Source organism: Mycobacterium sp. 1482292.6, from assembly GCF_001672995.1.
Taxonomy (GTDB): Bacteria; Actinomycetota; Actinomycetes; order Mycobacteriales; family Mycobacteriaceae; genus Mycobacterium; species Mycobacterium europaeum_A.
Genome location: NZ_LZKV01000186.1, coordinates 25141 through 34863, shown reverse-complemented (window position 1 = coordinate 34863; position 9723 = coordinate 25141). Strand labels below are relative to the sequence as shown.

The window sequence follows — 9723 nt, the reverse complement described above, 5'->3', positions numbered from 1 at the left end:
CGGTGAGCGAGCGCTCAAGCTCGGGCCGGGGCTTGGGGTCGGGCCGCGGTTCGAGCTTGACCGCGGTACGCAACTGGCTGACCGTGGCCACCGCGGCAAGCTCGGCGTAATGCTCATCAGAGCCCTCGCCGGCCCGCGCCGCGATCACCCCAACCTGGTCCAGCGACAGCCGGCCCTCGCGCATGCCCGCCGCGCAGCGCGGGAACTCCTCCAGCCGGCTCGCGATGGTGGCGATCGTGTGCGCGGTTGCCGGCGAACACCCCGTCTTCCAGGCCACCAACGCCGGCACCGACCGCGCCCCGGTCATCCCGCACAACTCGTCGCGATCGATCTCGGCCACGATCTCCACGACGCGCCCATCAATCGCATTGCGCTGACCGGTCAACTCCGCCAGTTCGTCGAAGAGCTCCCCGAGACGTTCCTTCGGGGACGCTTCGACGCTGGCTGCAGTCGCGGTCGGGGACATGACGTCATCATCGCAACCGGGTACGACATCACGGCCGCCCAAACCACGTTCCCGGCTCAGTCGATGTGCGTCGGTGGATCGGCGAAGGTGAAATCCGAGGGCTGCTGGCCGGGACCCATCAGGCCGCAGTGATTGTCGGGCACGAGGTAGGAACTGGCGCCATTGGGAACCAGGCGGGTGACCGCGACGCAACGTTGCCAGGTGCCGTCGGGCTGGACGGGGCCGTCGCACTTGCTGAGTACGGGTCCCCCGTACTGGCAGCCGGCGCCGGCGGGCGGCGCCGAGGCAATCAGCCCTGCGGCCGTCAGCAGGGCAGCCGTTCCACCAACGATGCTGCGCTTCATGGTTGCCTCCCGTCACGACGCTACCGCTTGGGTAAGCGGTTTTGGTCTCGTTTAAGCCCCGACTACAGCGGGCACGCGGCCACCATGTCAGTCACAGCCTTTCAAGATCTGCCGTTGGCCGATCGTGACCGCAAGTGGGACGGTGACGCGGCCGAGAAGCGGGTGCGTAAGTGGGCCGATGCCCAGGACGGTCCGAACCAGAAGTACCGCGACGCCCACGTCTGGTACGACGGCGACAAAAAGGACAATTTCACCGCCTACAAGCTGCTGATCGCCGACGTCATCGACGGCGACCTCAAAGCCGTGCCACGCGGCGTGATGGCGGCCGGCGCCATCATGGACGGCGCGCGGGGCGGTATCGACGTGCCCACGGCCGATGTCGATCGGATCAAGAGCCACTTGGCGAAGTACTACAAGAAGATGGACGAAAGCCCGCCGTGGGAGCGGGATTAGACCGCGACCATCAGCTGCGACAGCCCGCGCAACGTGACGTTGGTCTTGTACCGCGGCTCGCCGTCCAACCGGGCGTTCGGGAAACGCGCCGTCACCGCCGACAGCGCCACACCGGCTTCCAGCCGGGCCAGCGGCGCGCCCAGGCAGTAATGTGCTCCACGACCGAACCCCAAGTGCCGCATGGCTTTTCGATCCGGGTCGAAGACGTCGGGACGGTCGTATTCGGCGGGGTCGCGCTGGGCGGCGGCGGTCAGCAGCATCATGATGTCGCCGGCGGGCACCTCGATGCCCCCAATTGCCATGCCGTCGGCCGCAGTTCGGGCGATCATCTGCACCGGCGGGTCGTAGCGCAGCGTCTCCTCGATGACCGCCGGGGCGCGGTTGGCGTCGGCGCCGAGGGCGATCCATTGCGGCGGTTGGCGCAGCATCGCCAGGACGGCGTTGCCGATCAGGTTCACGGTGGTCTCGTGACCGGCGACCAGCAATAGGACGCAGGTGGACACGATCTCCTCCTCGGTCAGCTGGTCGCCCGACTCTTCCACGGCGATCAGACCCGACATCAGGTCGTCACCGGGGCGCGAGCGTCGCCGGTCGATCAGGCCGTGCAGGTAGGCGCGCAACCACATTCCGGCGTCCATCCGCTCCTTGAGGTTGTCCGACGGCGTTCCGGTGAAGGCGACGAACGGGTCCAGCGATTGGGCCAGTAGCGCGGACACCCGGCTGAAATGCGGTTCGTCCTCGAGCGGTACGCCGAGCAATCGGCAGATGACCGCCACCGGCAGCGGGTAGGCGAGGTCCTCGACCACCTCGAACCGCCCCTTTTCGGCGATCCGGTCCAGCAAGCCGTCTATCAGCGTGCTGATGTCGGGTTGCAGCGCGCTCACCACCTTCGGCGCGAAGGCCTTGCTGACCAGTTTGCGCAGCCGCGTGTGGTCCGGCGGGTCCAGGAACAAGAACCCCGGCGGCGTCTGCGGCGGCGCCTCGGCACCCGCCTCGAGCAGCTGCTGGGTCTGCGCCTCGATCTGTGCGCGGGCGGCGGTCGACTTGAGCCGGTCGTTGCTCGATGACGGGTGGCGCAACGCGTCGTCGCAGTCGCGGTAGTTCGCGAACACCGCGAGGTTGCCCTCCGGCAAGGCGAACGCTCCCCGTTCGCGAAACTGCGCGAACAGCGGGTAGGGGTCGGCCCGGACCGCCGGGTCCAGCAGCCGCACCAACAATTCGTCGGGTCTGGTGGACTCGGTCGGCGCGGTCGTCATGCTGACATTGTGCCCGCCGCCCGGCAGCGCCCAACTCAGCGGCGCAAGAACTCCGCGATGTGGCCGGCGAGTTCCTCTCCGGCGTCCTCCTGCAAGAAATGCCCGGCGCCCCGGATCACCGGGTGATCGATTCCCTGCGCGCCGCGCATCTCTCGCTGAAAGATTGCGGCCATCGGCCCGGTGATCGGGTCGCTGTCGCTGAACGCGACCAGCATGGGTGTCGCGCTCGCCGACAGCCTGGCCCACGCGGACTTGTTCGCCGCCGCGGCGGGATCGTCCGGCGACGTTGGTACCAGGCCGGGCATGGCGCGTGGCCCCGCGCAGTAGTCGTCAGTGGGGAACGGCGCGTCATAACCGGCCCGCACCCGCTCGCTCAGCCGCGTGCGACAACCGCCCGCGACGAACGCGCCGACATCCAGCGTCGGAGCCGAGGTGATGGCTTCGCGGAAGCGCCACCAAACATCGGCCATGGGCTGCTCGCCGTTGGGCAGCCCGGTGTTGGCGACGACCACCCGGGCAAAACGTTCCGGATGCTCCGCGGCGAGCCGCAATCCGATCAGCCCGCCCCAGTCCTGACCCACCAGGGTGACGTTGCGAAGGTCAAGCACATCGAAGGCCGTCGCCCGCATCCACTCGACATGGCGCGCGTAGCTGTGGTCTTCGCGGCGGGTCGGCTTGTCCGAGCGGCCGAACCCGACGAGGTCGGGGCAGATCACGCGATGGCCGGCGGCGGCCAGAATCGGAATCATCTTGCGGTACAGGTACGACCACGACGGTTCGCCGTGCAGCATGAGAATCGGGTCGGCGCTGTCCGGGCCGTCCTGAACCCACGCCACGCGCAGTGCGCCGCCTTCGTCGTCGGGCACCTCGCAATACCTTGGCGGGTAGGGGAACTCGGGCAGCCCGTCGAACCGGTCGTCGGGTGTTCGCAACGTTTGCATGTCAGGCTCCCTCGGACAGTCCGGCCACGCCCGGGTCCGCCATCAACCGGTCGAGAAAGCCGTGCTGGCCCTTCAATAGTTTGGTCCGCGCGGTTGCCATCGCGAACCATCCCACGCGGTCGACCTCGGGGAACTCGCGCAGCTTGCCCGATCCTTTCGGCCATTCCAGTTCAAAAGTGTTGCTGCGCGCATCGGTGATGTCGAGGTCGCTGCCGACGGCGAAAGCGGTCACTACCTTGCCGCCAGACTGTTTCAGCTGACCGAGGTCGACGCGCGGTCCGGGTGGCACCGGCAGACCCAGCTCCTCGGTGAACTCGCGCTGCGCGGCCACCCAGGGCTCCTCCCCGTCGGTGTACTCCCCTTTCGGGATCGACCATGCGCCGTCGTCCTTGCGGACCCAGAACGGTCCGCCCGGATGCGCGAGCAACACCTCGACGACGCCATCGCGGATCCGAAACAGCATCACACCCGCGCTCAGCTTCGCCATCGAATCCTATGCTCCGACAGCGCGTTCCAAGTCCTTCAGGGAGGACTCCAGATGCGCGAGCAGGCGTTGCAGGTGCGGCACACTGCGCCGGCATCCCACCAGACCGAAGTCCAGATTCCCGGCGTTGTTGGCCAGGGTGATGTTCAGCGCTTGGCCGTCCAGCGCGATGGACAGCGGGTAGTTGCCGTCGAGCCGGGCGCCCCCGTAGTAGATCGGCTGCGTCGGCCCCGGCACGTTCGAAATGATGATGTTGAACGGGGGTGACGTCGATGTCACCCAGCCCGGAACCGCCGCCAACGCCAGCGCCGACGTATTGACGGCGGACAGCGCCAGTGCCTGAAGCCGCGGCAACTGCGAGAACACCTTCTTGTTGCTGCGCATCGACTCGCTGATGGTCAGCAGACGTTGCGCCGGGTCGTCGGTGTCGGTCGCGAGGTTGCACAGAATGGCCCCGACCAAATTGCCACCGGTGTCGGCCTCCTCGTCGGTGCGCAGGCTCACCGGGACCATCGCGATCAGCGGCGTGTCCGGTAGCGCGTCCTGCTCGAGCAGGTAGTAGCGCAGGGCGCCCGAGCACATGGCCAACACGACGTCGTTCACCGTGACCCCCGCGGCCTTCTTCACGGTTTTGATGCGGTCCAGCGACCAGGACTGCGCGGCGCAGCGACGAGCGCCGCCGATCTTGACGTTCAACATGGTCTTCGGCGCCCCGAAGGGCAACGTCAGCTGCTGCTCCAGCAGCGCGGCACGCGCCAGACCCAGCGTCGAGGGTGCCAGTGCCGCAACGGATCCCGCGGTCCGGGCCAGTGAGCGCAATGGAGATGACGGGGCGGATTTGCGCTTGGGTTTGCGCAGTCCCCACGGGGCGCGGATCTCGAGGTCGTCGGGGTCGGTCGACAGCGCGCGCTGCATCAGCTTCTGGGCCGAGACACCGTCGATCAGCGCGTGGTGGACCTTCGTGTAGATAGCGAACCGGCCGTCTTTCAGACCTTCGATGATGTGGGTCTCCCACAGCGGGCGGTGCCGGTCCAGCAGGCTGCTATGCCACCGCGACGTGAGTTCGAGCAATTCGCGGACGCGTTTGGGCGACGGCAGCGCCGAACGCCGGACGTGGTAGTCGATGTCGACGTCGTCGTCGTACGACCAGCCCAGGCTGGCGATGCCGCCGACGAAGCTCGCGGGATGTTTGCGAAACGTGGGCTGGAAATCCCGCTGAGCGACCAGGCTCTTATAGAGGTCGCGAACGAAGCCGCGGCCGGCGCCCGGCGGGGGCTCGAACAACTGCAAGCCTCCGACGTGCATGGGATGTTCGCGAGATTCTCCCAGCAGGAAGATCGCGTCGGTGGGCTTTATCAGTTCCATCCACCCATTAGACCCATTTCGGTCTGATCCGGAAAGGCATAGCGCGATCGGACGCGTCAGGTCACTCGGAGGCCATCGTCCATGTCGAGGTCGCGATCAGGTCTCCGCGGTCCAGGCCGGCGGCGCGATGCTCGTGCACCTTCGCATACTCCGGGGTCGTCACCATGTCGATGAAGGCCTGCGGGGCCGGATATTCGACGATGAGAATCGCGTCCCACCAAGGGTGTTCGCCATCGCCGATGACCACCGACGGTGCTCCCCCGGCATAACGCAGGGTGGCGCCCACCCGCTCGAGATGGGGAACCACGTCCCGGCCGTATTGCAGGTAGCTCTGCAGCCCGCCCTCGGGTTTGAACTTGAGCAGGTTGACCATCACCACCGGTTCATCGGCCGGTCGCGCGGCGAGCGCGGCGAACTGCTCGGGCGTGGGCTCTAGACCGCTCATGTGAATCTCCTTGCGCTGGTTCTGGTCTGGCCGGATGCCGAAGGCGGTCAGAGCAGGTCGGTGATCGTCTTCAGTCCCGCCTCGTAGAGCACACCGGGAAGCATGCCACCGTCGCATTCAATGGTGGTGCCGTTGACGAAGTCGGCCTGACCGCCGGCCAGGAAAACGCAGACCCGTCCGACCTCTGCGGGTTCGCCGGCTCGGCGCAACGGGACGGCGGCGAAATACCTTGCGCCATCGGGGTCGTCCTTGGGCAGCACGAACGATCGGAAGTTCTCGGTCATCGTGGGCCCCAGGGCGATGCAGTTGACCCGCACCTTGGGTCCCCACTCTTCGGCCAGCGACCGGGTGAGGTGATTGAGGCCGCTTTTGGCCGCCCCATAGGAGACCAGCGTTGGCGATCCGGCAGGATGGCCGGCGCCGCTGGAGATGTTGATGACGCAGCCCACCCCATCCTGGTTCTGCATCTGCCGATAGGCGCGGATCGCGAACCATAGCGGGCTGATCAGGTTCATCTGCACGGCGAACGAGTGAAACAGGGCGGTGCGCGCGTAGTCGTCGTCGGCGGCGGGCGCGCCCTGAATACGTTGCACCAGTTCGGGAATGCTCTCGGCGTGGGGCGCCGGAACGGTGCCGCCCGCATTGTTGACCAGGATGTCGACCCGGCCGTGGGTGGCCACGACGTCCGCGACGAACGCGTCGATCGACCGGTAGTCGCCCTGGTCGCACACCTTTTGCGAGGCCCGGTGCGCCCAGTCCGGTTCGATGCCGGGGATCGCGTCCAGCGGTGAGCGCGAGCAGCCGATCACGGTCGCGCCGGCGCGCAGTAGTTCATGGGCGATGCCCACGCCCACGCCGCGGCTGGTGCCGGTGACGATCGCGATTTTGCCCTCGAGGACGCTCATCACAGACCCTCTCCCGAAACCGTCGATTGTTGACAGTCACTGTCAGTGAGACATACCCTGCCATCTCATTCGTCGGTGTGTAAAGGCCGCGCACCGTCCGCCCGGGAGGTCAATGATGAATAGCCCGTCCAAGCTTCGTGTCATCCAGTGGGCCACCGGGGGCGTGGGCAAGGCGGCGATCGCGTGCGTCATCAATCATCCTCGGCTGGAGCTGGTGGGGTGCTGGGTGCACAGCGCGGACAAGGACGGCGTCGACGTCGGCGAGATCATTGGGACCGGTGAACTCGGCGTCACCGCCACCACGAGCATGGACGAGATACTGGCGCTGGACGCCGACTGCGTGATGTACAGCCCGCTGATACCCAACGACGACGAAGTGATCGCGATCCTGCGCTCGGGCAAGAACGTGGTCACACCCGTCGGGTGGGTCTATCCCGATCCGGCCAACAAGCGTCACCGGGCCGTCGCCGAGGCCGCGACGGAAAGCGGTGTGACGCTGCATGGTTCGGGCATCCACCCGGGGGGCATCACCGAGCGGTTCCCGCTCATGGTGTCCTCGCTGTCGTCTGCGGTGACGCACGTGCGGGCCGAGGAGTTCTCCGACATCCGCACCTACAACGCACCGGACGTGGTGCGCCACATCATGGGATTCGGCGGCACCCCCGAGGAAGCTACCCAAGGACCGATGGCCGGCCTTCTCGAAGCGGGCTTCAAACAATCCGTGCGAATGATCGCCGACCACATGGGATTTCGCATCGATCCCAACATCCGGACGATCCAGGACGTCGCCGTGGCGACCGCCGACATCGACTATGACCCCTTCCCGATCACGACCGGCACCGTGGCCGCGCGCCGGTTCCGCTGGCAGGCGCTCGTCGACGGCGAACCGGTCATCACCGCGGCCGTCAACTGGCTGATGGGCGAGGAGAATCTGGAACCGGCCTGGAATTTCGGCGGGCGGGGTGAACGTTTCGAGGTGGAGATCACCGGCGACCCCGACGTGAACCTCACCTTCAAGGGTCTGCAACCGGAGACGATCGCGGAAGGACTGGTAAAGAATCCGGGCGTCGTGGTCACCGCCAATCACTGCATCAACGCCATTCCCGACGTCTGCGCGGCCGGGCCGGGCATCAAGACCTACCTCGACCTGCCGCTGTTCGCCGGGCGCCCCGCCCCTGCACTCGCCGCGGAAAAGCCGTGACCGGCAAGGGCGTCCTCGACGACGTCTCGTTCTGTCATCTCGTCGTGGGCGTCACCGACATGGACCGCGCGCTGGCGTTCTACCGCGACGTGCTCGGCATGGAGGTCGTCTTCGAAACCCTCATCTCCGGCGAGCCCTTCGACGCGGCATTGCACTCCAGCCGTAAACACGAGGGCCGGGTGGTCGGCGGGCTGCTGGGCGGGCTGATGGTCGAGCTGCTGTCGATCGGCGCCAACCAACCCCAACAGCAGCAGCGGCGTGGCATCACCGGCATCCACAACCTGTCGCTGTCGGTCACCGATCTCGACGACACCCACCGCCGCGTCATCGACGCCGGCTACACCCCCGACCAGGTGCCCTTCGAGATCGGCGGCGTCCGAATGTTTTTCGTCAAGGACCCGGACGGCACACCGGTGGAGTTCATCGAACTCCCCAACGGCGCGCGAAGTACCTACGAAATGCATCGCGGTGTGCAGCTGCAGATGGGACCGGTCAGATGAGCTACAGCCACCCCGATTCCATGCGCGGACACGTCGCGATCGTCACCGGCGCCGCCCAGGGCGTCGGTAAGGGCGTCGCGACCGCGCTGCTCGAACGCGGCGCGAAGGTGCTGCTGGTCGATATCCAGGAAGAGGTTCTGGACAGGACCTGCGCCGAGCTCAAGGCGATCGGACCGGCCGAACAACTGGTCGCGAACCTGCGCGACCCGCAGAGCGCGCAGCGGATCGCGGCCGCTGCGGTCGACGCCTTCGGCACGGTGCACGGCCTGGTCAACAACGCCATCGCGACCAACGAACCCAAGGCGTTCGTCGACATCACCACCGAAGACCTGGCGCTGGGCTACGACGTGGGTCCCCGCGCGACCTTCCTGCTGATGCAGGCCGTACACCCGCTGATGGTCGAGGCCGGCGGTGGGTCGATCGTGAACCTCGGTTCGGGCACGGGCACCGGCGGTGAGCCGAAGTGGGGCGGCTATGCCGCGGCCAAGGAAGGCATCCGCGGGTTGTCGAAGGTGGCGGCCCTGGAATGGGGTCGCGACAACATCCGCGTCAACGTGATCTGTCCCTTTGCCGAATCCGACGGGGTCAGGTTCTGGAAGTCGTTCGCGCCCAAGGAGTACGACAAGGCCGTAGGGCGGGTGCCGATGAAACGCATCGGCGATGTCCGCACCGACGTGGGGGCGCTGGTGGCGTTCCTGCTCGGCAGTGACGCCACGTTCATCACCGGGCAGACCATTCACGTCGACGGCGGGATCGGCTGCTTCCGATGAACGGCGAGTCGCTCCGCGACCGGCAGCGCGCACAGATCCGGGCCGATATCCGGCGCGCGGCGTTCCGCCTGTTCGTCGAGCGCGGGTACGAGGCGGTCACCACCGAGGAAATCGCCACGGCCGCCGGGGTTTCCCCACGCACGTTCTTCCGGCATGTGCCGGCGAAGGAGGAGCTCCTCCTGGCACCGGTGCGGTACGGCGGGGCCGCAATCGTCAATCTTCTCGAGGGCCGGCCCGCCGGCGAGTCACCCGATGTCGCGCTGATCAATGCCATCGTCACGCGGACCCGCTCGTTCGAGCAGACCGACACCGAAGAATGGCGCGAAGCCCTGCTGGTGGTCCCCGACCTGCTCGACAAGGTCACGGTGCACCGGCCCGCCGACAAGGAGCGGGCCACCAAACTCATCGGTGAACGGATGGGCGTCGATCCGGACACCGATTTGCGCCCCGGCCTGTTAGTTCAACTCGCCTTCGCGGCAGCCGATTTCGCATTCCAACAATGGGTGCGACGGTCCGGGAAGCCGCGGCCACTGGATAGTTACGTCACCGATGCCCTGGAGGCGGTCAAAAGTCCGCATTGGAAACGCAAGTAG

General features: G+C 66.9%; 13 protein-coding genes. 5 read left to right on the top strand and 8 right to left on the bottom strand.

The features are described 5' to 3' along the window. On the bottom strand, positions 1-466 hold a 466-nt coding region (locus A5624_RS18130), incomplete at its 3' end, for a DUF222 domain-containing protein (RefSeq protein WP_156749070.1). Between the two features lie 56 nt (positions 467-522). Further along, the gene (locus A5624_RS18125) at positions 523-810 is read right to left on the bottom strand and encodes a hypothetical protein (RefSeq protein WP_066868849.1); all 288 of its coding nucleotides are present in this window, start codon (positions 808-810) and stop codon (positions 523-525) included. An 84-nt stretch (positions 811-894) separates the two neighbouring features. Here A5624_RS18125 and A5624_RS18120 point away from each other — a divergent pair, with 84 nt between their 5' ends. Next, the gene (locus A5624_RS18120) at positions 895-1263 is read left to right on the top strand and encodes a hypothetical protein (protein ID WP_066868847.1); all 369 of its coding nucleotides are present in this window, start codon (positions 895-897) and stop codon (positions 1261-1263) included. Here A5624_RS18120 and A5624_RS18115 read toward each other — a convergent pair. From A5624_RS18115 to A5624_RS18090, 6 genes are all read right to left on the bottom strand, one after another. Beyond that, on the bottom strand, positions 1260-2519 hold the full coding sequence (locus A5624_RS18115) for a cytochrome P450 (protein WP_066868844.1): 1260 nt from the start codon (positions 2517-2519) through the stop codon (positions 1260-1262). The two genes, A5624_RS18120 and A5624_RS18115, sit on opposite strands and share 4 nt — an antisense overlap. Positions 2520-2554: 35 nt before the next feature. Continuing rightward, complete coding sequence (locus A5624_RS18110) at positions 2555-3460, bottom strand: haloalkane dehalogenase (RefSeq protein ID WP_066868840.1); 906 nt, start codon at positions 3458-3460, stop codon at positions 2555-2557. Between the two features lies 1 nt (position 3461). Further along, positions 3462-3947: an NUDIX domain-containing protein gene (locus tag A5624_RS18105; RefSeq protein ID WP_066868836.1), complete on the bottom strand. Its 486-nt coding sequence runs from the start codon at positions 3945-3947 to the stop codon at positions 3462-3464. A 6-nt stretch (positions 3948-3953) separates the two neighbouring features. After that, positions 3954-5309 (bottom strand): wax ester/triacylglycerol synthase family O-acyltransferase, encoded by a 1356-nt coding sequence (locus A5624_RS18100; RefSeq protein WP_066868833.1) that lies wholly within the window; start codon positions 5307-5309, stop codon positions 3954-3956. A 61-nt stretch (positions 5310-5370) separates the two neighbouring features. After that, positions 5371-5754, bottom strand: a complete 384-nt coding sequence (locus A5624_RS18095) for a DUF1330 domain-containing protein (RefSeq protein ID WP_066868830.1) — start codon at positions 5752-5754, stop codon at positions 5371-5373. A 47-nt stretch (positions 5755-5801) separates the two neighbouring features. Next, a complete protein-coding gene (locus A5624_RS18090) occupies positions 5802-6659 on the bottom strand; it encodes an SDR family oxidoreductase (protein WP_066868827.1) in 858 nt (285 codons plus the stop codon). A 115-nt stretch (positions 6660-6774) separates the two neighbouring features. Here A5624_RS18090 and A5624_RS18085 point away from each other — a divergent pair, with 115 nt between their 5' ends. From A5624_RS18085 to A5624_RS18070, 4 genes are read left to right on the top strand one after another with little or no spacing between them, the layout of a single operon-like run. Further along, on the top strand, positions 6775-7860 hold the full coding sequence (locus tag A5624_RS18085) for a dihydrodipicolinate reductase (RefSeq protein WP_066868861.1): 1086 nt from the start codon (positions 6775-6777) through the stop codon (positions 7858-7860). Then, positions 7857-8360 carry a VOC family protein gene (locus tag A5624_RS18080; RefSeq protein ID WP_082990601.1) on the top strand — a complete coding sequence of 168 codons (504 nt, stop codon included), beginning with the start codon at positions 7857-7859 and terminating at the stop codon, positions 8358-8360. The genes A5624_RS18085 and A5624_RS18080 overlap by 4 nt, the downstream gene beginning before the upstream one ends. Beyond that, positions 8357-9130, top strand: a complete 774-nt coding sequence (locus tag A5624_RS18075; protein ID WP_066868824.1) for an SDR family NAD(P)-dependent oxidoreductase — start codon at positions 8357-8359, stop codon at positions 9128-9130. Before A5624_RS18080 ends, A5624_RS18075 begins: the two co-directional genes overlap by 4 nt. Further along, positions 9127-9723 carry a TetR/AcrR family transcriptional regulator gene (locus A5624_RS18070; protein WP_066868822.1) on the top strand — a complete coding sequence of 199 codons (597 nt, stop codon included), beginning with the start codon at positions 9127-9129 and terminating at the stop codon, positions 9721-9723. The genes A5624_RS18075 and A5624_RS18070 overlap by 4 nt, the downstream gene beginning before the upstream one ends.